At 62.8% G+C, this 23,958-nt stretch carries 15 protein-coding genes; 12 read left to right on the top strand and 3 right to left on the bottom strand.

From position 1 onward, the window contains the following. The 6 genes from OSA81_10765 to OSA81_10740 all read left to right on the top strand — a co-directional run. Window positions 1-2,697, top strand: a 2,697-nt coding sequence (locus tag OSA81_10765; GenBank protein MDE0899490.1) for an SDR family oxidoreductase, incomplete at its 5' end; no start/stop codon positions are given. 25 nt (window positions 2,698-2,722) lie between these two features. Further along, window positions 2,723-9,463, top strand: a complete 6,741-nt coding sequence (locus OSA81_10760; protein ID MDE0899489.1) for a beta-ketoacyl synthase N-terminal-like domain-containing protein — start codon at window positions 2,723-2,725, stop codon at window positions 9,461-9,463. Beyond that, window positions 9,464-10,150, top strand: coding sequence for a 4'-phosphopantetheinyl transferase superfamily protein (locus OSA81_10755; protein ID MDE0899488.1), 687 nt, complete (start codon window positions 9,464-9,466; stop codon window positions 10,148-10,150). After that, the gene (locus OSA81_10750; GenBank protein MDE0899487.1) at window positions 10,138-10,752 is read left to right on the top strand and encodes a VOC family protein; all 615 of its coding nucleotides are present in this window, start codon (window positions 10,138-10,140) and stop codon (window positions 10,750-10,752) included. Before OSA81_10755 ends, OSA81_10750 begins: the two co-directional genes overlap by 13 nt. Further along, window positions 10,749-11,885: an asparaginase gene (locus OSA81_10745; protein ID MDE0899486.1), complete on the top strand. Its 1,137-nt coding sequence runs from the start codon at window positions 10,749-10,751 to the stop codon at window positions 11,883-11,885. The genes OSA81_10750 and OSA81_10745 overlap by 4 nt, the downstream gene beginning before the upstream one ends. 5 nt (window positions 11,886-11,890) lie before the next feature. Beyond that, a complete protein-coding gene (locus OSA81_10740; GenBank protein MDE0899485.1) occupies window positions 11,891-13,237 on the top strand; it encodes a hypothetical protein in 1,347 nt (448 codons plus the stop codon). Between the two features lie 227 nt (window positions 13,238-13,464). On the opposite strand, the gene OSA81_10735 is transcribed toward OSA81_10740, so the two are convergent. Beyond that, a complete protein-coding gene (locus OSA81_10735; protein ID MDE0899484.1) occupies window positions 13,465-14,007 on the bottom strand; it encodes a hypothetical protein in 543 nt (180 codons plus the stop codon). A gap of 253 nt (window positions 14,008-14,260) precedes the next feature. Here OSA81_10735 and OSA81_10730 point away from each other — a divergent pair, with 253 nt between their 5' ends. The 4 genes from OSA81_10730 to OSA81_10715 all read left to right on the top strand — a co-directional run bounded on the left by OSA81_10730 (window position 14,261) and on the right by OSA81_10715 (window position 18,530). Beyond that, on the top strand, window positions 14,261-14,584 hold the full coding sequence (locus OSA81_10730) for a hypothetical protein (protein ID MDE0899483.1): 324 nt from the start codon (window positions 14,261-14,263) through the stop codon (window positions 14,582-14,584). A 62-nt stretch (window positions 14,585-14,646) separates the two neighbouring features. Continuing rightward, the gene (locus OSA81_10725; protein MDE0899482.1) at window positions 14,647-16,665 is read left to right on the top strand and encodes a PQQ-binding-like beta-propeller repeat protein; all 2,019 of its coding nucleotides are present in this window, start codon (window positions 14,647-14,649) and stop codon (window positions 16,663-16,665) included. Between the two features lie 145 nt (window positions 16,666-16,810). After that, window positions 16,811-18,250: an amidohydrolase family protein gene (locus OSA81_10720; protein MDE0899481.1), complete on the top strand. Its 1,440-nt coding sequence runs from the start codon at window positions 16,811-16,813 to the stop codon at window positions 18,248-18,250. Between the two features lie 88 nt (window positions 18,251-18,338). Then, the gene (locus OSA81_10715) at window positions 18,339-18,530 is read left to right on the top strand and encodes a hypothetical protein (protein ID MDE0899480.1); all 192 of its coding nucleotides are present in this window, start codon (window positions 18,339-18,341) and stop codon (window positions 18,528-18,530) included. 124 nt (window positions 18,531-18,654) lie between these two features. Here OSA81_10715 and OSA81_10710 read toward each other — a convergent pair whose 3' ends face one another. After that, complete coding sequence (locus OSA81_10710) at window positions 18,655-21,210, bottom strand: zinc-dependent metalloprotease (protein ID MDE0899479.1); 2,556 nt, start codon at window positions 21,208-21,210, stop codon at window positions 18,655-18,657. Window positions 21,211-21,461: 251 nt separating this feature from the next. Between OSA81_10710 and OSA81_10705 the strand changes: the two genes are divergently transcribed. Together OSA81_10705 and OSA81_10700 are read left to right on the top strand one after the other, a co-directional pair. Continuing rightward, the gene (locus OSA81_10705) at window positions 21,462-21,761 is read left to right on the top strand and encodes a hypothetical protein (protein ID MDE0899478.1); all 300 of its coding nucleotides are present in this window, start codon (window positions 21,462-21,464) and stop codon (window positions 21,759-21,761) included. A gap of 126 nt (window positions 21,762-21,887) precedes the next feature. Next, a complete protein-coding gene (locus tag OSA81_10700; GenBank protein MDE0899477.1) occupies window positions 21,888-22,919 on the top strand; it encodes a peptidyl-alpha-hydroxyglycine alpha-amidating lyase family protein in 1,032 nt (343 codons plus the stop codon). Between the two features lie 45 nt (window positions 22,920-22,964). Here OSA81_10700 and OSA81_10695 read toward each other — a convergent pair whose 3' ends face one another. Next, window positions 22,965-23,954, bottom strand: coding sequence for a xanthine dehydrogenase family protein subunit M (locus tag OSA81_10695; GenBank protein MDE0899476.1), 990 nt, complete (start codon window positions 23,952-23,954; stop codon window positions 22,965-22,967). Window positions 23,955-23,958 lie beyond the last annotated feature (4 nt).

Genomic DNA, 23,958 nt, shown 5'->3' with positions numbered 1-23,958 from the left:
ACGCTGCGTGATGTCGCGGACAAGCTGATCGCCGGTATGCCTGCGGCAGCGGCGGGACCGAGCATTGCACCTGCGACACCTGCGGCATTGGTTGCAGCCGCAACGCCCGATATAGACGTGACGGCGCTCGCGCTCGAGGTCGTAGCTGAGAAGACTGGTTACCCGGTCGAAATGCTCGATCTGGACATGGAAATGGAAGCCGGTCTCGGAATCGATTCGATCAAGCAGGTCGAGATTCTGTCCGAGCTCCAGGAGCGAATCCCTGGCATGCCGGAGATCGCTCCGTCTGAGTTGGCCACGCTTCGCACACTACGGGATGTAGCGGACAGGCTGGCTGGCGGTATCGCGGCTCCGGTAGAAACACCGGCGGCTCCTGCCGTTGTCGAGGCGCCAGTAGTTGAGGTGGCTCCGCAGGCAGCAGCAGCGGCGCCGGTCGCTTCTTCTGCGGTGACACCGATGGTCGTGGATGCCACCACCGTCTCTGCGTTCGTTCCGCGGATCGTTTCTGAGCTCCGGCCTGGGTTCGGTCTCGCTGGGCTTTCCGAGGGTACCTCGGTCGAGATTACATCAGAGCACACGGAGTTGGCGGGCGAGCTTGCAGAAGGACTCAAGGAACGCGGGCTCGAGCCGGTCATTGTTGAGGTCCCGTCGGCTTCTGCCCGGGCCGTGATTAGCCTGGCGGGCCTGGGAGGTCATCAGGTCGGCGCAGACGGCGCGATCGCCGTTCACCAGAATGCGATTCAGGCGGCCCGTATGGTCGCGCAGCACCCGGAGTCGTCAGAGCGGGTCTTCGTTACGATCCAGTCGACTGGCGGGGACTTCGGTCTCGCCGGCGATCCCGGAGCCGGAGCGTGGACCGGTGGCCTGGCAGGTGTCGTGAAGACCGCGGCGCGCGAATGGCCCGGTGCATCACTCAAGGCCATCGATGTAGCCGATCCCTCGACCGCGGCGGCCGAGATTATCGACGAACTCTTCCTTGGCGGTCCGGCCCTCGAAGTTGGCATTGGGGCCGACGGCGCCCGGGCGGTCGTGCAGATCGAGCCGCTGACGATGACCGGAACAAAGTCTGCGGCACTCGAGCCTGGATCCGTGATTATCGTGTCGGGCGGAGCGCGAGGCGTTACCGGAAGTTCGGTCGCGCGCCTCGCCGAAGAGTGGAATGTGAAGCTTGCTCTCCTTGGGCGGTCAGCTCTTGCTGAGTGGCCTGAGGGCGTTCCTCTCTCGACCGACTCCGTGCAGATCACGGGAGCCCTCGCGGCTGTCGCGAGTAAGAAGGGCCAGACGGTCGACTTCACAGGCATTCAGAAGCAGGCGCAGTCACTCGCGGCGAGTGCCGAGGTGCAGATGTCATTGGCCAATCTCGACGCCCGCGGCGTCGACGCCATGTATCTGAGCGCGGACGTCAACGATCCTGCGCAGGTTCAGGCAGCGCTCGATCAGGTCCGCCAGACCTGGGGCTCGATCGACGGCATCGTTCATGGGGCCGGGGTGCTGCGTGACAAGGCGATCGTAGACATGACGCCCGACCGGGTAGCAGATGTGTTCGGCCCGAAGGTCGGCGGTCTGTCCGTACTGCTCGAGGCGACGAAAGAGGACCCGATCCAACTGATCGCGATCTTCTCTTCGATCGCAGCACGAGCTGGAAACGCAGGCCAGTCGGCCTACGCTGCTGCTAATGAAGTGCTCAACAAGGTTGCTGCCGCTGAGGCACAACGCCGCGGCGAGTGGTGCCGGGTGCGGTCCTACAACTGGGGCCCGTGGGCGGGCGGAATGGTCGATGCAGGCCTGGCCGCTCACTTCGAGAAGCAGGGCATCGCGCTTCTTGATGTCGATCTCGGCGCTCAGTTCTTTGTCGATGAGCTCAGTTTGGACGGTGAGGGCGTCGAGCGCGTCGTGCTCGCGGCTCCTTCTTTCCCGGCGAGCATGCACACGCTTTCGTTCCCGGCCGCGACAGCGCTCGAGGCTGCGGGCAACGGATCGGCGAATGGCCGACTCGCTCCTGCGATGGTTGCTGACTTTGCGCTGCGGATCGGACAGGCCCTCAAGCCTGTCCGGACCATGCGCATGTACCTGGAAGACTTCGTGATCGCGATGCCCGGTCAGGACACGAACCCGTCGGAGGGTGGTCACACCGTCGAGGTTCATCCGATCGAGGGTGCGATCCCCGGGTACCGCCTCATGTTCAAGGACGCGGTAGGTACGGTGCACCATGAGACGACGGTTCGGTACGATGAGAATGGCGCGACCCCGCCACCGTCGGTCCCGTCAGGTGGCCTAGAGCCGTGGCCGTTCGAGCCGGAAGGCGCCTATGAGGTTCTCGGGAACGCGAGTTCCTACCGCTCGATCGTCGACTTGGAGGGCGTATCCGAAGAGGGTGGGATGGCGTTGCTGAGAAGTGCCACCAGTCTTGGGTGGCCGCCCAAGGCGTTCTCGCGTGGGTTTGACCCGGCGACGTTCGAGGGGCTCCTGCAACTCGGAGAGCTCTGGACGCACCAGAAGGCCGGTGCCATGGAGAAGATCGCCAGCATGGGCACGATGGTCGTGCACCACCTCGAGTCGATTCCTGAGCAGCTGAGGTCGGCGTTCCGGGCACGGCAGACGGAGCGAGGCACGCTGTTCGATTTCATTCTTGCGACTGAAGATGGCGACCTCGTTGCCGAGCTGCGCGAAGTGCAGTTCGACGCGCCGGGCGCCTGATCGAAAAAGTTGAACGGAGTCGTACATGAGTAGTTTTGAGCCCATCGCGGTTGTTGGGCGATCCTGCGTGTTGCCCGGGGCGCTGAGCCCTGAGGCTTTGTTCGAAGCCGTTCGGGACGCCCGTGTTCTTATTGGAGAGGCGCCTGCCGGAGCTTGGGGGATCGATTCCGAGAAGCTGCTGGCGGACAAGTCGCCAGGTGTCGGTGCAGAGCACGTCGTGAGCAATCGTGGTGGGTATGTCACCGGCTTCGACGAGGTCTTCGACGTATCTACGCTTGCCGACCGCATCGATGAGCCTCACCGTCTCGACACGCTGACCCAGTGGCTGCTTCATTGCGCGGGGGTCGCTCTCGGGGAAGCGGGCGTTGATACACCGCCGCCTGGGACGGGGCTGGTGATCGGCAACCTTTCATATCCGACAGTCGAGCATACTCGCTTCGTTGAGGATTTCTGGCTTGGCGAGGGACAAAATGCGCCGAAGCCTGGCCTGGATGATGGCAGGTCCGATGCCCGGAATCGCTTCTCCTCGGGTGGGCCGGCGCATGTCGTAGCGGCTGCATATGGGCTCACAGGGGACGTGTTTGCGCTCGACGCTGCCTGCGCGTCCTCACTCTACGCCCTGGAGATCGCCTGTCGGCGCCTCCAGGACCGCGAAGCCGACCTCATGTTGGCGGGCGGTGTGGCACGTGCGGATCCACTCTTTATTCACCTGGGATTCACCGCGCTTCAGGCGTTGAGCCCGACAGGCCAGTCACGTCCGTTCCACAAGGCCGCAGACGGATTGCTCCCCGCTGAAGGTGCGGGACTAGTCGCACTCAAGCGGCTCGACGATGCTGTGGAGTCGGGCGACCGGATCTTCGGAGTCATTCGCGGGATCGGCCTCTCTAACGACGGGCGGCAGAGTGGATTCCTTGCCCCCTCGGCGGACGGACAGGTGCGGGCCATGAAGTCCGCGTACGCCCAGGCCGGACTAACCCCTCAGGACATCGGGTTCATCGAGTGCCACGCCACGGGAACGCCTCGAGGCGACAGCATCGAGCTCGAGTCTCTTGCTCTGCTTTGGGGTGACGGACCTAAGCCGGTGATCGGGTCACTGAAGGGCAACATCGGGCATCCGATTACTGCATCGGGAGTCGCGAGCCTCCTCAAGATGCTCAGCGCTTTCGAAGCGGGTCTCCTCCCACCAACGCCCTGCGATGATCCGCTCAGCATGATCGATGAGCAGGGCTTCCGTCTACTGGCTGAAGCCGAGCCCTGGAAGAGCAAGGGCCCGCGCCGCGCGGCGATCTCGAACTTCGGCTTTGGCGGGAACAACGCCCACCTGATCGTCGAGGAATGGACGGGCGAGGCACCTGCGGTGTCTTTGCCGCGATCTGATCCTGCCGAAAAGATCGCGCAGGCCGTGGCAATCTCGGCCCTCGGTGTGATCGCGGGCGACCAGGTCGGGCTTCCGGCCTTCGTGCGTCGATTGGTCGAGGCGAGAGGAGAGGAGTCAACGCGGACCGAAGAGATCGTCCTTTCGATGACGAAGCTCGGGTTTCCTCCGAATGATTTGCAGGAAAGCCTTGCCCAACAGACATCGATCCTCCAAGTGGTCGAAGAGGCCCTGGGTCAGGTCGGCGGCCTCAATCCTGATCGGACGGGTGTCTACATTGGGATGTGCGTCGATCCTCAGGTAGCTCGACACGGATTGCGTGTTCGGCTTCGGGAATTGCTTGGCCCCGACGCCGATATGGCCGGTTGGCGCGATGTGAATGATCGGGCGGCGCGTCATCTGACGGCTGCCGGAGTGATCGGCTGCATGCCGAACATTCCTGCGAATCGCGTACACGCACAGCAGGATTGGCGCGCCCCTGGCTTTACGGTTGCGAGCGAGGAGCTGTCTGGCCTCGACGCGCTGAAGCTCGCAGTCCGTGCGCTCCAGGCCGGTGAGATCGACGCGGCTCTCGTGGGGGCATCGGATTTCTCCCACGAGCTGTCGCACCGCGCTGCAGCGGCATCCGTGCTGCCCGCAGATCGCCAGCGACCCGGAGATGTGGCGGTCGCGATGGTCCTCATGCGTGAGCGTGATGCGACCGAGAAGGGCTATCCCATCTTCGCTTCGCTCGTCGAGGATATGGACGAGCCCGAAGTCGGAGCGGTAGACCTCGCCCTCGTGCCGGAGACCGGTGAGAGCGAAGTGACGGCGCGGTTCGGCCACGCCCACGGAGCGTCGGGGCTGCTTCACGTCGCAGCGGGCGCAGTCACGGCCCACCTGGGCGCCGTGATTGATCGAGAGGGCGCGTGGCCTGCTCCTCGACGTCAGGACCTGGTTCACACCACCGCGTCCGTGACCTCGTACTCGGGGCTCGCGTCGACCGTTCAGCTGGCAGCTCCTGCGGCTACGACGGATGCCATCTCGCCTGTCGACGCGCCTGTGATCCACTTCCATGCCGCTGATTCGATAAGCGAATTAGCTGCGACGGTGGCTGCTGGCCTGCAGGTCCATCAGGGCAGCGTTCGACTGGCCCTCGTGGGGCAAACTTTCGAAGAAGTGGAGCGTCTCCGAGCCCATGCCGCCGGTGAGTTGGCGGAAGGACGTGTGCCGTCTGCACCGGGGTTGTTCTATGGCGAAGGCAGGCCGGAAGGCGAAGTCGCGTTCTGCTACACCGGGGCGGCGGCCGCTTACCCAGGCGCGGCGAGAGATCTCCTCCTCGCCTTCCCAAAGATTGGTCACAACCTCGCAGTGAAATTCGACGGAACTCCGAGCCTCGCTGCCACGTTGTACGGAGCCGACGTTGAGCCGTTCTCGCCGGCGACCCAGCTACAGGGTTCGTCCTTTGTCTGTCAGGCGCACACGGAGTTCACGCGCGACATCCTCGGCATGAGACCTCAGGTTGCTCTTGGACTCTCGTCGGGTGAGACGAACTCCCTCATGGCGTTCGGTGTCTGGCACGACCTCGATGACATGCTCGTCGAGATCAATACGTCCGAGATGTACGTGAATCAGTTGACCGGCGAGTGCCGGTCTGCGGCGACATACTGGGGACTGCCCGAAGGCGAGCTACCCGACTGGAAGAACTTCCGCATTGCCGCTCCGCTCGCGGTCGTCGAGGCGGCGATGGAGGGCGAGGATCGTGTCTATCTAACGGTTATCCACCACTACGAAGACGTGGTCATCGGCGGAGACGCTGCTGGCTGTGATCGAGTGGTTGAGGCGGTTGGACGGAACAAGGCGATTCAGCTCGGCCTGGACATGATCGTTCACGCCGCGCCACTGGCCCCATTCAAGAAGACCTGGCATGACATTCACTCGCGCGACACGCGCGAGGTGCCCGATATCCGGTTCTACACGAATGCCGGAAACCGTGCCTATGTACCGACCAGAGAGGCCGCCGCTGACGCGATCACGCAGCAGGCGATCGATCCGATCGACTTCCCAAAGACGATCGAGCAGGCTTACGCGGACGGCGTTCGGATCTTCGTCGAACACGGGCCACGAGCCATTGTCACAGGGGCCGTGGGTCGCATTCTGGAAGGGCGACCCCACATGGCTGTGGCACTCGATCCGCATGAAGGAGCGGGTCTCGAAGCGGTGGGTCGGTCGGTCGCAAAGCTCTGGGCGACGGGCGTGCCCATGCAACTCGAGACGTTTGTCGACCGTCTGCGCGGTCTCCGGGAGGGCGGTCAGCCTCTCGAAGAGCCAGCGGGTTCACTCCTGCGGCTGGCTGCGCACCCACCAGCCGTCGTCTGGCCCGCCACGTTTGGCGAGAACGCTGTACTGAAAACAGAGGTCGTGGCGCCGTCTGCGCCCGCCCCGTCGCATTCTGAAGCAGTGAACGAGATGCCTGGAACGACTTCATCCCCAGATGGGGAAACGATGGCACCACCGCCCTCATCGGGCGTTGGGTACGATGTGCGCCACCAGTTCAGTCCCGGTGCGCCGACCACACCTGCTGCGGACGCTCCCGTAGTGCCGGCGTCGCCACCTGCGGCGATTCCCGTGACGCCTTCGGCCGGTGGCACGGGTTCGATCGCGGCCGAGGCTCTTCAGGCGCCGACCGGAAACGCCGCGCTCGACCTGTTTAATTCCATCGCCCAGGTCCATGCAGACTTTCTGCGCGAGCAGAAGGAGACGCACGATGCCTTCCTGTCGCTCGGACTGAGCGCCGTCGTGGACTCCGGTAGTGTTGCTCTGCCGGCTCCAACTTCGACACCGGCCGCACCGCGCGCTCCAGATCTGCGCGTGGTCGTGGATGCGCCGGCGACACCTGCTGCGCACACTCCGGCGCCCTCAGTGGCACCCCTCGCGGCAGCTCCGGCAGCTCCGGCGAAGGCCGACAAGAAGGCTTCGTCCGCTGCGCCGTCACCGGTGATCCCGGTTGCACCACCGATCAACCGTGACGAACTGCCGGACACAGTCTTCCTCACCCGCGAACAGCTTGAGATACACTCGGGAGGAAAGATCTCCGAGATCTTTGGCGAACTATTTGAGCAGCAGGATGGATACGCACGTCAGGTGCGTATGCCGGAGCCGCCGCTCCTCTTCACCGATCGTGCGCTGCTCATCGAGGGCGAGCCGGGGACGATGAAGAAAGGGCGTGTCGTCACGGAGACGGACGTCAAAGAAGACGCGTGGTACCTGCACACGGGCCGGATGGCCCCGGGCGTCGTGATCGAGTCCGGTCAGGCCGACCTGTTGTTGATCTCATGGCTGGGCGCTGATTTCCTGAACAAGGGAGATCGTGTATACCGCTTGCTCGGGTGTGACCTGACGTTCCACGGCGACCTGCCGGCGCCGGGTGAGACGCTCACGTATGACATCTACGTCGATGGTCATGCGAAGACTGGTGACGTTCGTCTCTTCTTCTTCCACTACGACTGCTACGTCGGTGACCGGCTGCTGATCTCTGTACGAAACGGACAGGCCGGATTCTTCACCGAAGAGGAGCTGTCTGGTTCTGGTGGTGTCCTTTGGGATGCCGCCGAGGACACGCCCGATCCGGACGCTCGCCTCGATCCGGCGCCGATGTTGAGCACCAAGCGGAGCTTCACGTCAGAGGAGTTCGGTGCATGGGTCGAAGGGGATGCCTTCGCCTGCTTCGGGGAAGGTTTCGAGCTGGCTTCATGCCACACCCGCACGCCGAATACACCTAACGGATTGCTGCGTCTAATCGATTCGGTACCGGAGTTCGAGCCGGAAGGTGGACCGTGGGGACGTGGTTACGTCCGTGCTGAGGCGCACGTACCTGCCGATGCCTGGTTCTATGACGGGCACTTCAAGAATGACTCGTGCATGCCCGGCACATTGATGGCCGATGCAGCTACTCAGGCACTGTCGTTCGCGATGGCCGCGATGGGCTTCACACTCCCGCGCGACGGATGGCGCTTCGAGCCGGTCCCCGGTGAGATGGCGCGCTTCCTCTGCCGCGGCCAGGTGATTCCCACGGGCCCGCACGATCTGGATTACGAAGTGTTCATCGAGGAGGTCATCGATGGTGACCTCCCCGAGGTCTACGCGTCGCTCCTGTGTACGAGTGATGGCTTCAAGGTCTTCCAGTGCCGACGCTTCGGCCTACGGCTGGTTCCGGATTACCCACTGACGACGAAGGGTGAGTTCTTGGAGGGTGCGGAGCCGATCCGGCTCGTCGGACCAGGAAACAGCGATGTGCGCGGCGACTACGGGGCGTTGCTGTCCTGTGCCTGGGGCAAGCCGAGCGACGCGTTCGGGACGATGTTTGAGAAGTATGACGGGGCACTGAAATGTCCGCGCTTGCCTGGTCCTCCTTACCACTTCATGAGCAGCATCGTCGAAGTCGACGTTGCGCCCGGCTCCGCCTCGGACTCCGGCACGCTCGTATCGACCCTCGAAGTTGACCCGGACGCGTGGTACTTCGCAGAGGGGCAGGGTACGATGCCGTTCGCGGTCGTTGTGGAGGCTCTGCTCCAGCCCTGCGGCTGGTTCTCTTGCTACCTCAATTTCTTCGCGGATACGGAAGGCGACGTCGCGTTCCGGAATCTCGACGGAGATGACTGCACCATCTACAAGGACATCGGGCCGGACATCGGCACGCTCACTTTCACAACAGAGCTGACTCGTTTCGCAAAGGCCGGCGGGACGAGCATCGTGTTCTTTAACGTCACCTGTCGCGATGCGGAGGGTGTTGTGCTGACCCTCAAGACGGACTTCGGGTTCTTCAGTCCGAAGATTCTGGAAGAACAGAAGGGTCTTCCCATGACCGATGAGATGCGGGCTCGCCTCATCGAGCCTTCTGACCTCGCCCCTATGTCTCTGATCCCTGATGGCGGAGAACTCGCGCATTTGCCTGGGATGGAGTCTGGTGCGATCCGCATGCTGGACGCGGTCACTGGATTCTGGCCGGACGCCGGAGATGCCGGCCTGGGTCGAATTCGGACGTTACAGGAAATCCGTGCCGAAAACTGGTACTTCAAGGCGCATTTCTACGACGACCCGGTCCAGCCCGGTTCGCTCGGACTCGAGGCGCTCGTCCAGTCTGCTCGTGCACTCGTCCATTTGAAGGGATGGCTCGACGGTCTCGAGAATCCAGTCTGGGAGCATCCGATCGTGGGCTTCCCTGTTTCCTGGAAGTACCGCGGACAGGTCGTTCCATCTCGCGATGAAGTCGTCACGGAGGTAGAGGCTCTCAAGGTCGACATCGTCGAAGGCGAGTCCGTCACGGTGGAGATATTCGGTACGCAGTGGGTGGACGGCCTCCGAATTTATGAAGTCCCGTGCTTTGCGGTTCGAGTGCGTTCGGGAGCGTAAATGATCGATCCGCGGCGGCCGTGCGTGTGGCTTGTCGATGTGACGGACGAAGCATTTGAGGCGCTCGCTGATACCGATCTCCCAACCGAAGAGGATCGGCGGCGGGCCGACAGCATGGCGGATCCCGCGCGCGGTCGAATTCTGCTGGCTCGACATGCTGCCGTACGAGTGCTCCTGGGTCGTCAGGCGGATTGCGCACCGGGAGAGGTGAGGGTCGTAGTCGCGCCCGGCGGTAAGCCCGTTTATGTCCCGATCGGGAGACCGGATGCCACACCCCTCGCCTTTTCGGTGGCGCACACGGGCGACCTGTTCGCCGTGGCGCTAGGAGGGGTGAGGAGCCTCGGCATCGACGTCGAGCAGGTGCGGACCGTACCCAGAGCCGAAGCGATCGCGACGCGCTGGTTCGGGGCTGCCGAAGCCAGCCGTCTCACCGGACTCAGCCGGGAGCAGGCGGATGCCGAGTTCATGAGGCTCTGGACGGCGAAGGAGGCGCTCGCCAAGCGGCATGGGGCGGGCCTGCGCCTCATGAAGGGCGACGTCGGAGAGCTGAACATCCAGGCAGCCATCGACGCGAAACGCCTCCGCTACTTCAAGACGGCGGTAGGCTACGCTGCGGCGCTCGCGAGCAGTGAGGTGATTGAGGACATTCAAATTCTACAACCTGGAGAGCATGAATGGACCATCTAGTCTTTGCCTCACCCGACCTGAACGATGGCGTCGAGTACATCGAGCAGCGCCTCGGTGTGGAGATGTCACCAGGCGGGCGGCACCTCGGCTTCGGCACCCGCAATCGACTGATCGGTTTTGGCCCGGACTGCTATATGGAGGTGGTCAGCGTGGACCCTGACGAGCCTGATCCTGCTGGGCCCAGATGGTTTGGTCTGAGCGACCTGAAGGAGATGCGACTAGTCACATGGTGTGCGAAGGCGAGCGATTTGTCGGGATTGGTGGCCACGGGACGTGAGGCCGGTATCGACCTCGGCGAACTGTCGGAGGGTGGCAGGGTGCGCCCGGACGGCAGTGCTCTGCGTTGGACGGTTACGGACCCATGGGCGGACCGCGCCGGCGGCGTGATCCCTTTCTTTATCGACTGGGGGGACACGGTGCACCCCGGTACCCATCTTCCCTCGGTGTGCTCGTTGGAGGGTGTGAGGGTCGAACATCCTGAGCCGGACATCGTTCGTGGGTGGTTCCAGGCTCTCGGACTCGACACGTCTGTTTCAGGCGGCGAATCACCTCGGGTAATCGCGACGTTGAATACGCCCAATGGCACGGTGGATCTCGCATGATGCGCGCTCATCTTCTACAAATAGCGACAGCGTTTATGCTGCTCGGCAGCGCTTCGGTCCTTGTAAGTCCAAGCGCTCGCTCAGGGCGGCTCGGCACCTCGGGCGCTTCAGCCCAGTCGGTGACGGCCAGCACCACGGCCGGGGTTAAAGTCGCTGAGTTGCCCCGCGTGGTCGTCCTTGCGACCGGCGGCACGATTGCCAGTACTTACGATGAGGAGATCGGCGCACTACGAGCGGCACTGACAGGGGACGAGATCGTCAGCTCGGTCGAGGGGCTGAGCGAGATCGCACAGGTGTCCGTAGAGCAGATCGCGAACGTGAATAGCCGGGACATGACCCCGGACATCTGGCTGCTGCTGGCTGCACGGGCGAACGCGTTGCTTGCAGAGCCTGGTGTGGCAGGGATCGTGGTCACGCACGGGACGGATACCCTCGAAGAGACGGCGTACTTCCTCGACTTGACGGTCATGAGCGAGAAGCCGGTGGTCGTTGTAGGTGCGCAGCGCGCACCTACGATGTACGACACTGATGGCACAAGGAACATGCTGAACGCCGTGCGGGTCGTCGTCTCCGATGAAGCTGTGGGCATGGGCACGATGGTTGTCATGAACGGTCAGATCAACGCGGCGCGCGAAGTCACGAAGACCAACACGCTCGACGTCGAAACCTTCCAGACACTCGACTTCGGGTTGCTTGGCGTCGCGGACATCGAGGCAGTGCGCTTCTATCGTGCGCCCATGCGTCGACAGACCGTGCCGCTGCCAGACGACCCTGAACTGGGGAACGTCGTACTCATCAGCGAATACGCCGGCTCAGACGGGCGAGCGCTCGAGTTGCTCCTCGCAGACGGTAATCTCGACGGCGTCGTGGTAGCGGGTCTCGGTCTGGCCCATGTGAGCACACCCACGCTCGAGGCCTTGAGACGGGTCAGAGCAGCCGGGATTCCAGTTGTCGTAGCCTCTCGTGTTAGTACGGGCAGGATCGTACCGCTCTACGCGAACAACCTCGATCTCCTCGAGATGGGGGCAGTTCAGGCGGACAATCTGAGTCCGTGGAAGGCCCGGGTACTGCTCATGGTCGCGATGACCCACACGAGCAATCCGGATGAGCTACGCACTTACTTCAACCGCTGACACATATGCCTGATTCGGGTGCCCCCGCGAATGCTGCATCGAGTGCCGCCGAGGTGCTCGAGCTCTGCGACCTGCTTGAAGCCATGCTGGGGGACGGCACGAGAGCCCGCCTCGTCGATGGCTTCTCAACAGGCGCGGACCTCTCGACGAAGCTGACATCGTTGAGGTCGGCGATGGCGGATCACCGGTTCGACGGTGTGTCCGGACGACTCGCTACCCTGGTCCGGAAGCTCGACGGTCGTACCCGAAAAGATGGCTTCCGAGTTCTTCACTCGTGGAATCATCAGACGCATCGCTTCACTGAGGATTTAGTTCCGGTACTGCTTCTGGACTTCTTCGAACGTGTGGAGGTGGAAGACCCGGATCATCGCATGACGCTGGAGATCCTCCTCGACTACTACTTTCTGCACCTCCTGTCCCTTTGTGCGATGCGCGTGTGGGATGCAGAGGACCTCGATGCCTTGCTGGACCGGCTGACAGGTCTCGTGACGACACTCCAGGGGGAACAGGGGAGTGGGCATCAGTTCGTGTCCAATGCGGAGACACTCCTCATCTATGCGCTGTCCCAGTTTCACCCCGAGGAGCAGGCCTACGACAGAATCATCGAACGCGTCTCGACTCTGGCCTGGTCGCATCAACTCGAGTTCGCACGAGTGAGCGCCGCTGTCCTCAGTGCGCACCTGCGCTGGGGCTTCTGGCTGATGTACGGACGAGACGTGGTTCGCATGCGGGACGACAACGTGGGTGACTATCCTTGGCTGCTGTATGCGACACGCACGCTGATGAAAGCATACACGGGGTCCGTTCCAGATGAGGCGGCCGGAGTCGCTGGGGATGACCTAGGCGAAGTTGCAGATCGGGACGCGATCCTGGGCTCTCTTCTACAGGCGCTGGCCGCGGATCCCTGGGCGTTTCGGGGCACGGTGCCGTCATTGCTCCAGCCGTACGAGACAGAGTATGCCGAGGTGCGCAGGTTGCTCGTCGAGCACGGAGGACGGCTGCTGGAGGACCTGGAAGCGTTTCGTCCCGAGCGGAGCGGCTACGCACCCCTCGCGCTCCACTTCAATTTCCCGCACAACGCGCTGGTCGCGATCGTGACCTTGGCCTTGCTTGAGTCGAAGCCTCAGGGGCTCCCGCTCAATGCACTCTTTGACGAAGCCTTCGCTGGTACGTCAGGTGGAGAGCTCAGCAGGGAGACCCAGGAAGGGCTCGCGCGGACCCTGATGGCGTTCTCCGGAGCGAGCTCCGACCGACTTGGTTACAGAGGCGCGATGCTGGTCGCCTACGATCCGCTTTCCGGTATGCGGAGCTTCTCCATGACCGTCGACACGCTCAGGAAGAGCCTGGAATAGCAGAGTTGGTGTTCTGGAGTCTCCACCAGAACACCGTCGACGTAGCGCTGACTCAGTCTCGGGAAATTCAAAGGCCCTCTCGAAGCCACACTGCACGGACACAAGCCTCAAGTCGCTCTGGGTGCACAGGCTTTCAGCAGGAAGTTGTCAGCGTGACGAAGAGAGCGACGTATGCGATTCGGAGGCGCACAGATGCCCCTGCCCCAGGTGGTGATGGCTTCGTTTGATCAGGACGCGGGTGGGCCGTCGGGGTGAAGCTCACATGTCGGGGGCTGGAGGCGTGTCCATGACAGGGCTACGATCTGCCAGCCCTCCTCAGTGCGGAGCATGTTGGCCGCATCCACACCACAATGGCTGAATGTTTTTCCGGCGTAGAAGTCGTACGGCGTCCAGATCGTCGCCAGCGGCCCGTTCACCACGACGGTCGGGTCCCACATCCGCTCAATGAGCGGCACTTCGCTCGATGTGATTCTCGTCGCGAGGCCGTCGAGCGTCGCGCTTCCGAAGGTCGTGGCCCCGTCGCGGGTCTCCGAAAAATGCATCACCACGGAGGCGTCCGTCACGGATCGTAGCAGCGCTTCGTTGCCTGACTCGAGCGCGTCGAACAGTCTCTGCAGCGTTCCGACGACTTCGGCATGCTGTGCCGCGGTCGGTGTGTACGCGTCGAGAGGATCAGCGGCAGGCACTCCTGCATTTATTTCGGCTGATTCGGAACCGGAGCAGCCGACCACGGTCAGCAGGAGTGCGGTCACAGTAGAGATGCGCTTCATGCGGGCCTCAGTAGCTCGGATTTTGTCCAGTGGAGCCTAGTTGGCCCTTGGCACGAGAGGAAAAAACGTAGTGCGGATAACGTTGTGTGTCACCGAATCGACCCTGTGGCGGACGGTGTCGCGGCCGGATGTGCGTGCGATTGGGTGCGGTCGGTCCGCCTATCCCAACACGAAGATGAGAGATCCAGTGAGCCACCTTCCATACCGAGGGTCCTCGGATGCCGTGGCCGATCGTCGACAGATGGACTAACCGGTGATCTCGGGCTACGTCTCTGAAAGCACAGAGAGCGTTGGCCTTCGGAATCACAAGGGCGAAGGCGTCGAAGTGATGCCGGTAGATCCGGTCGGCGACGCCGGGGATATCCTTTCATCGACCTACCTGTTCGAGCAGACAGACGCGTGGACGCTTACGCTCCTTCCTAGGTGGAAGCGAACGGAGAAACAGTTGTGTAGTAGCGGGTTCGAGTACGGTGGTGCTAGCGATGATGTGAGGGGGGGGCGATCGAAAAAGCGTGGCCAATACTGGCGAGAACAGGATCGGGCGGGCATTATGCCAACGCTTCGAAAACGCGCCTGAACAAGGCGCTCACCTCATCGAGAGGCTTGCAGATGGGCACTGGGATTTCGACATCCTCCCCGATGCGCTGGCTCGCGCTTGGCATGTTCGTCCTCCTGGGCGCTGCCTGCGGAGATTCTGCGTCTATGGGCGGCGATCGCGGGGCAGGGATCACGTCCGACGGCGACTGGGCGAACATCGCCGGAAACATGTCAGGCCAGCGTTACAGCGGGCTGACTCAGATCAACGGCGACAACTTCTCGGACCTGGAAGTGGCGTGGGAGTATGACGCGTCGCACCTCGGCTCCGTGAACGCACGTTCGACCCCTGTATACGTCGATGGCATGCTCATCAACGTGCATTCCGAGCACCGGAGCGTGGTGGCGACCGACGCCGGCACGGGTGAGGAGATCTGGACGTATACCGAGCCTGAGACGTTCCGGTGGGCCTACTCGATGCGGAAGAACCACGGTAAGGGTGTCTCGTACGCCAACATCGATGGTCGCGACGTCGTCTATCTGATCTCACCGGCGTTCTTCCTGCACGCGCTCGATGCCCACACCGGGCAGCACATCGAGGGCTTTGGCGGCCAGATCGACATCGAGGGCTTCCCGGCGACAGGCGTCGTGGATCTACTCGGGCCGAATGGCCTCGGGTATGAGTACGATGACGCTGCGGATGGCATCCCGCTGGAGCAGGGCTACATCACGAGTTCTTCGCCGGCCATCGTCGTCAACGGCGTGGTGGTTGTCGGAAACTCGGCTGAGCAGGGGTACAACCAGACCCGCGCAGAGATGATTCCAGGTGACATCCTCGGGTACGATGCTCGGACGGGTGAGCACCTCTGGAAGTTCGACGTCATCCCGGGACCGGGTGAGGTCGGCCATGAGACCTGGGAGAACGACGCCTGGGAGTGGACCGGTGACATTTCATCCTGGGCCCCGCTCTCCGCAGATCCGGATCTCGGACTCGTATACATCCCGACCAACGGGGCCACGCAGGATTATTACGGTGGCTTCCGACCCGGCGACAACCTTTTCAGTGGAAGTCTTCTCGCGCTGGACGTCGAGACGGGTGAGCGTCGCTGGCACTATCAGCTGGTCCGACACGACATCTGGAACTACGACACACCTCAGGTACCGGTGCTCGGAGACGTCATGATTGATGGTGTGCGGACGCCGATCGTTGCTCAGGCGACGAAACAGGCTTTCCTGTACGTCTTCAATCGCGAGACGGGTGAGCCCATCTGGCCCATCGTGGATCGTCCTGTTCCTCAGTCGAAAATTCCTGGAGAGCAGCTTGCAGCGACGCAGCCGTTCCCGACGAAGCCGGCCGCATACGACATGCAGGGGCTGAGCGAGGACGAGCTGATCGACTTCTCGCCGGAGCTTCGTCAGAAAGCGATCGAGGCGCTCGAGGATTTCGAGATCGGACCGCTCTTTATGCCGCCGCTTCATCGCGACAACGACATCGGCAAGCGCGCGGCACTCTGGTGCCCGGCTGATGTCGGGGGAACGAACATCGATGGTACGCCGGCTTTCGATCCTGAATCAGGCATCATATACGTGCCGTCGCAGAAGGGTTGTGGGTCACGAATCATGATTCCCGGGGCCGAGAAGGATGACGGTGGCGTGGCCGATGATCTCACGACGCAGCCGACCGGCACGACGATCAACGCATGGGTACCGGGCTCCGCAGCGAGCCCCGGTCGAGTGGAGGGTCTGCCCATCTGGAAGGCGCCGTATAGCCGGATCACGGCGATCGACCTCAATACGGGTGACCACCTCTGGTATGTCCCCATCGGGGATACGCCGCGTAATGTGCTCGAGCACCCGGCGGTGAGCAGTGGCCCTGACCCGAGGACTGGTTCAGGCCGTCAGGCCGCACTCTTCGCGACTCCGGGCATGGTCGTGTATGCCGGACACAACAGCGACAATGACCCGCACCTTTTCGCCATCGACAAGGCGACGGGTGAGGAGCTCGGCCGTGTCGAGATCCCGGCGTCCAATCGCTACGGGATGATGACCTACGAGCACGACGGTCGGCAGTACATCGTGGTGAACGCTAATGGTGGAAACTTTGCCATGGTGCTGCCGCAGTAAGTACCGCTGACGGCGCTCGCGCCGGATGACATGAATGCGGGGCCCTCGGCTGAGCCGAGGGCCCCGCTTCAGTTTGGGACCTGATCAAGTGCAGGCGCCCACCCACATACTACTTGGCTGGTGACGGCCGAACTCAGGAGATGGCATGACGAGGTTGAGGCACTACAGACGAGAGGCCTGGCTCGTGGCGCTGGTCACGGTGAGCCTGTCCCTGGCCAGCACGGCCGCCGCCCAGAGCTACGACGATCTCTCCCCGCAGGTGCAGGAGTTCGTGTCAGTTTCTGCGGACCATGTCGTAGTCCAGAACGTGCGACTCATCGATGGCACCGGCGCGCCCGCCCGCACTGGCATGTCGATCGAGATTCGCGAGGGACGCATCGTCCGCGTCGGAAGTTCTGGGGAGATCGGCAGTCCGTCAGGAGCCGAAATCGTCGACGGTACGGGTCAAACAGTGATGCCCGGCTTCGTGATGCTACACGAGCACCTCTTTTACCCGTCTGGGCAGGCACGTTACAACACGAACGAGATCTCGTTTCCGCCGCTTTATCTCGCCGGTGGTGTGACGACGATGAGAACCGGCGGGAGCGTGGATACCTATACCGACCTCAGGGTGGCACAGCACGTCGAGGAAGGCCTTATCGTGGGGCCGCACATAAACGTCACCGGGCCCTATCTCGAGGGCGCCAACGGATTTGTGCGGGCGATGCCCCAATTGCAGACAGCTGAGCAGGCTCGCGCGCACGTCAATTTCTGGATCGACCAGGGCGTCACCTCGTTCAAGGCCTACAACCTCATCGACAGAGCCACGCTCGGGGCGGCCATCGATGCTGCGCACGCGCGCGGCGTTAAAGTCACCGGCCATCTGTGTTCGATCACGTACAGGGAGGCCGCGGACCTCGGAATCGACAACCTGGAGCATGGCTTCTTCGCAGCGACGGACTGGGTCGAAGGCAAGGAGCCTGACTCGTGCCCGCGCGGAGCGAACCAGAGCTACCTGGATCTGGATGTTGCGAGTGCGGCGTTTACCGATGTTTCCAATCACCTCATTGAGAAGGGCGTGGCGCTGACTTCGACGCTGACCGTTGTAGAGCGTCGCGCGCCCGATCGGTCGCCGCCTCCTGAGGGGGCGCAGGAGGCCATGCTCCCGCAGCTGCACGAACGGGTCATCGCGGGACTCGATCGGGCGAGCGAGACCGGAGGCCAGCTTCTCCGGCAGTACATGGCCATGGAGAAGGCGTTTTATGACGCCGGCGGTACGCTCGTACTCGGCACGGACCCAACCGGCGGTGGCGACGTGGTGCCTGGGTATGCGAATCAGCGCGCGGTGCAGCTCTTGATGGAGGTCGGGCTGACTGTTGAGCAGGCCATCGAGGTCGCCACGAAGAATGGTGCCGAGTACCTCGAACAGGGCGACGAGATCGGTACGATCGAAGTCGGTAAGCGCGCTGACCTCGTGCTGATGTGGGGAGACCCCGGAGCCGATCCTGAGGCGCTGCGTGCGATGACGCTCGTGTTCAAGGACGGTGTCGGGTACGACTCGGCTGGGCTGTTCGACTCGGTGAAAGGGTGGGTCGGTGTTCGTTGAACGCCTTGGCCGTGACGGAAGCGGGAGGATTCGCTAATGTCCGCGCCCCACACTCGATATCGGACCTACTCAGGAGAGGAACTTGCCCATGGCGACGTACACCTGCGACAAGTGCGGCATGAGCGTGAACATGACCTGCGCCACCTGCGACAGTGAGCTTGTGAACGACACGATCACGACAGATTCAGGCGTTGAGGTTCAGGTCTCGAAGTGCCCCGAGGGCCACGGCAAGATCAAGTCGCCAATGTGCTGCGGTGACGATATGGCCTGCGCGGTCTGATCGGCCTCGAGGATGATATGACCGACTGTTTGTCGGCATGATTACGAAGATGCCCCCGGAAGCCTGGCTTCCGGGGGCATCGTTCGTTTGACGAGATCACTCGCCGGCGAAGTGTGATGTCAGATCAGCGTCCACCACCCCGAGGGCTTCCACCTCGTGGGCTGCCGCCAATCGGGTCACCTGCCGGGAGCTGGATCGCCGGCCCGGGAACTGTGTTCTCGATGCCGGACTGCCAGCGCCGGATATCCCCGGCAACCAGTCTCTGGTGAGGTGTGGGCGTTCCGTAGCCCTCGATCTCAACTGCCAGCGCCTCGAGACGATCGGCTAGGATCGCACGAACCTCGGCCGGATTTCCGTTGAGTGAAGCCTGCCTCATCATCTGGTCAGCGACGGTGCGCTGCACCGCATGTACGACCTGGGTCTCGTATTCGTTCGAAGTGTCGTCGATGCCCCAGCTGACCGCCATGAGTCGATCGACGACCTCCTCGAGATCCGGGTAATCGCCAATGCTGCCGTAGAGAACCAGGCGAGCCATTCGGGCGGGCTGGAGAACCTCACCGACGGTGAACGCTGCCGCGGCCTCGGCGGCACCGATCGGGTCGAAGATCTGCTCGGTTCTTCCGGGGAAGGATTCTCCCTCGCCGTGCCGGAAGGCCGGGGGTGGAATCATTGAGATGAGTTCCGGCGAGAGTGCGAGGAATTCAGGCGAGATCGTCGAAAGCACCGTCTCCATGGCGTCGCGCTGCTCGTCACCATCAATGATAGTGAAGGGCGTCTGTCCGTCGCCTTTGAGCGCGTACCGGTAGTCGGCCCCGCCGAGACTCTGCACGGCGGAGCGGAGCTGAAAGCGGTGGTGCATGTAGAGCGGAAGGAGTACGTACTCCAGATTCGACATCGGCTCTCCGGCCCGCAGAACGTCGGTGCCGAAGCGGTTCAGCCCGATCTCCCGAATCCGGATTTCCAGCTTCAGGTGGTCGACAAGATTTTCGCCGTTGTCCCAGACGCCGGCGTACTGGTGGCCGGCACCAATGAAGTTGTTGTTCGTGTGCCCCATGTAGATGAGTCCGTCGCGCACGCCCTGGGCTGCGATCTCAGCTAGCGCTGCAGTTTCATCCGTGCCCGCAGGGAACTCACGATAGAGCCAGTTCACCGACAGCTTGTCGTATTCTCCGATCCGCTGCACATAGGCGTTGGAGAGGTCGATGTCGCCATTCCCGTCGATCTCCGCGCGGGGTGCCGGGTAGTCCATGACGCTTTCGCGTCCGTAGCTGCTCGACATGTAATTGTGCGGAAATCCGAGCGTGTGCCCCACTTCGTGGGCTGACAGCTGGCGGACGCGATCGAGAGCCATCTCGATCGCTTCAGATCCGGGGGCGACCTGTGCCAGATACTCGTAGGATGGTGCGTCGGCGAACTCGCCGAGCTCCGGGTCCTGCTGTGGTGCGGAGATGCCGGTCGGATATGGTGGCACCATGCCCTGACCGTGCAGATAGTCTTGGCGGAGACGCAGACTGCCGAGATTCACGACACCTCGAACGATCTCGCCAGTACGAGGATCGATGACCGTGTTTCCGTAGGAGTAGCCACGGGTTCGACGGTGCGTCCAATGGATCATGTTGTAGCGGATGTCTTGCGGGTCGATGCCTTCGGGCAGGACCTCTACGCGATATCCGTCGGTAAAGCCTGCGGCCTCATAGGCGTCTGCCCACCACCCGGCACCTTCCACCAGGGCGGACCGTACCGGCTCCGGCGTGCCTGGATCGACGTAGTAGACGATCGGTTCAACAGCCCGAGACATTGCGGCGCTGGGGTCGGCCTTCTCGAGGCGATGTCTCGCGGAGAGACGCACCCGGGTGTCGACGTCGATCGGGGTAGCGTAGTCGTACAGCGTTGGTCCGTTCACGCCAACGCGCGGGTCGGCGATGCGAGTCTTGAAGCCCGGGCCAGGAAGCTGGATGAAGGAGTGGTGCTGTCGGAGCGTGATCGCGTTGGCCGAGGCTGCGACCCCTCTTACCAGGCCACCGGGATTCCTGCTCGTGAAGGTGAGCATCGCCTCGACTTCGGTGTTCTCCGGGAAGGACGCCGTTGCAGGCATGTGAATTGCCGAGCGAGAGCCGTCGAGCGTGAAGGTGCCTTGGCCGCTTGCAGCGATCTGGTCGACTACGCCGCGTGCGTCACGAAGGAAGAAGCTCGTTGCGTCCACGAGGACTCGATCGCCCGTCGCGGCCTCGATGTCGAAGCCCCAGTGAACCGACGGTGCGAAAGCATCCCGGACCGCCTGCACTTCGACCGGATTGTCACTTTGAGCCACGAACTGGTAGTTCGGCTCCATTAAGAGGATGCGGGGCCCAATGCGCCGGGCTTCGAGGATGTGCGTTCCCCTCAACTGTCCCCGGTCGATTCCGATCGGGTTGCTGCCCAATCCCGACCCCATCGAGATCTGGTAGAGAAATTCGGTATCGAGCGCCGAGATCTCCCAGAAGAGGGAGCCGGTGCCGGCATCCCAGAAGATGTTGAAGAAGCCGTCCATCCGGTCCATGCCGGCGGTTCGGTCTTCGATTGTCGGGATCGCGTCCTGGGCCACGGCGGGCGCAGGGAGCATCACGACTGCGAGAAGGGCGATGAGTCCGACGACGCCGGACCGAAGTCGGGTCGGGACGTACGAATGGACGAGTGGCATGCTAGGCTCCTTCAAGTGCATCGGACTGAGGCGATGAGAATGGCTACCGCAGGGAAGCCAACCTATGAGCAGGTGACGTTGCGACAAGGCCCCTGATGTGGTGGAGATGGGGCAAGCTCGGATGCCCCGGCCGCGGCAACGTAGGCGTGCACGGGCGGGCGGGTGCGCCAGGGGACGGGCCTCACCGAGTATCGCGTATTCACTGCGCGATACCCCGCTCGTCCATTCGGCACCGACCACAAGCAGGGGAGATGCACCTGCGTACGAAGTGCGTCATAGGCCTGGTGGCCATGCTTATGGCCTCAGGTGTCCTGTCCGATGCGCTAGCGCAGGGCGCGAATCTTGTGTTCGTCTATGAGATCACGCCAAGGAACGGGCGGGGGCCTGCGTTTGCCTCCGCCATTCAGGACCACCTGGCTGTTGGAGAGGCTCAGCGAGGTGCCTGGACGTGGCAGGTCTGCGAGGTCGGGATCGGCGATGATATCGCAACTTGCATCGTTCGCTCAGGCGGTTGGATCTCAACTGGCCTCCACGGTCGCCCCCCACGTTGAAGACTGGACGGCTCGAACACGCCACCGTTCGTCGCAACGATCGCACCGTCGCTGGCTTCGGGCATGCGTAGTCCTCAGGTTGCAGGTCATTGAGTGCAGTCAATCAGGTGCGACCGGGAGATCGAAATGCGACGCCCAGTGAATATTGGCCTTCAGTTCACGCTGCTTCTAGGAGCGTTGCTTCTTCCTGCCCCTGACGCTGCGGCGCAGAACCATGCATCCAACCCGTACCGCACGGTCGAGGGCGTATGGGGTCAGCTTCCGGAGGGACGCACCTGGGGGTCGACGAGCGCGGTCTACCCGGCTGCCGATGGCATGCACATGTGGGTGGGCGAGCGCTGTGGAGCGAACCTGTGCGAAGATTCCGATGCGGACCCGATCCTTCTCTTTTCGAGTGAGGGTGAACTCGTTCGGAGTTTCGGTGCCGGGATTATCGTCTGGCCCCACGGATTACACGTCGATTCGGACGGAAACGTCTGGGTTGCGGATGCGCGTGGCTCGGCCGACGGTCGTGGCCATCAGGTTCACAAGTTCAGTCCCGACGGAGAACTCGTCATGAGCCTGGGTCAGGCGGGGGTGGCTGGCAGTGGAGAGGACACGTTCACCCAGCCGTCCGACATCCTGGTGGCTCCCGATGGATCGATCTTCGTCGTGGACGGACACGGGGCCGGAAACAACAATCGGGTCGTGAAGTTCGACAGCTCAGGAAAATTCCTTCTCCAATGGGGCGAAACTGGGAAGGAGAACGGAGAGTTCCGTGATCCGCACGCGCTCGCGATGGACTCTCGGGGCCGCCTGTTCGTAGGTGACCGAGGCAACAGCAGAATCCAGGTGTTCACACAGGACGGTGAGCACCTTCTGACCTGGACCCAGTTCGGGCGCCCTAGCGGCCTCTTCATCGACCAGAACGATGTCCTCTACTCAGCGGACTCTGAGTCGACCGACGCAGGCAGCATGTCAAACATGGGTTTCTCCCGTGGCATCCGGGTTGGCAGCGTGCACGACGGCCTCATTACTGCCTTCATTCCGGATCCGCAGTGGCGGCTTGGCGTGCGCGGAACGACAGCCGCAGAAGGAGTCGCGGTCGACGCACTCGGCAACATCTATGGAGCAGAGGTCGGTCCCCGGATGCTACGGAAGCACCTCAGGGTCCGTTAGCCACGAGATCTCGAACTAGGCGATCTCGAACCAGGCGGCCTTCAGCTAGGCGGCTTCGACCGCTCGCCGTATCAGTCGCTCGGTAAGCGGCACCTTGTATGCATTGTGTGCGAGCGGGTCTGCTCCCCGCCCGGCCGCAGCCGCTGCTGCTTCAGCCACATCGAGGGTGCGTGCCTGGCCGCGGACGATTCGCTCGACCGATGAGAATCGCCGAGGCACGCATTGCACGGCCCCACATACGATGCGTGTCTCAGCCACCGTCGGGCCGTCCATCCGGAAGACCGCAGCCACAGATGCGAGCGCGAAGTCCCACGTGTCGCGATCGGCGACCTTTTCGAAGTAGTAGTCTGCGCCGGTCCAGGCTGCCGGCAGCCGAATCGACACCAGGAGGTCTCCCGGCTCGAGCACCGTCATGCGTGTGATGTCCACGGATGGCTGCATGAAGAAGTCTTCCGCCTTGATCACTCGCTCGCCTCCTGCGCTGCGCACTACCATCGACGCATCCAAGGCCACGAGAGCCGGCGCGGTATCAGAGGGTGATACCGCCACGCAGCGGCTGGCCCCGAAGATCGCGTGCTCGCGGTTCATGGCATCGGGCGCTGCGGCATAACACGTATTCCCGCCCGCCCGATAGCAATTCACCCCGTAGCGGTAGTACCAGCAACGCGCATCCTGACAGACGTTTCCACCGAGCGTCCCCGCGTTGCGGATCTGTGGACTCGCCACGCGGCCCGCAGCCTCTGAGAGCAGTGGGAACTGCGTGCGCACTGCCGAGTCGTCGACCACCTCGCTGAGAGTGGTCATCGCACCGATCTCGAGCCCCCCCTCCCAGGCCCGGATACCACGGAGTTCTGTCACCCCTTCGAGATCGATCACAGCCAGTGGAGACTTACCGCGCTCCTTGAACCAGTCGAGGCTGTCGTATCCACCCGCGAGAGCCCAGCCATCCGGTCCAAAGCGATCCATCAAGGTGACTGCGCCGTCCAGGTCCGCAGGCTGATAGAACTCGAAGCCTGCCATCGCATCTTTCAGCATCGGC

It is taken from the genome of Longimicrobiales bacterium (assembly GCA_028823235.1).
Lineage (GTDB): Bacteria > Gemmatimonadota > Gemmatimonadetes > Longimicrobiales > Gaopeijiaceae > UBA2589.
This window is presented reverse-complemented; position numbering and strand designations above follow the sequence as displayed.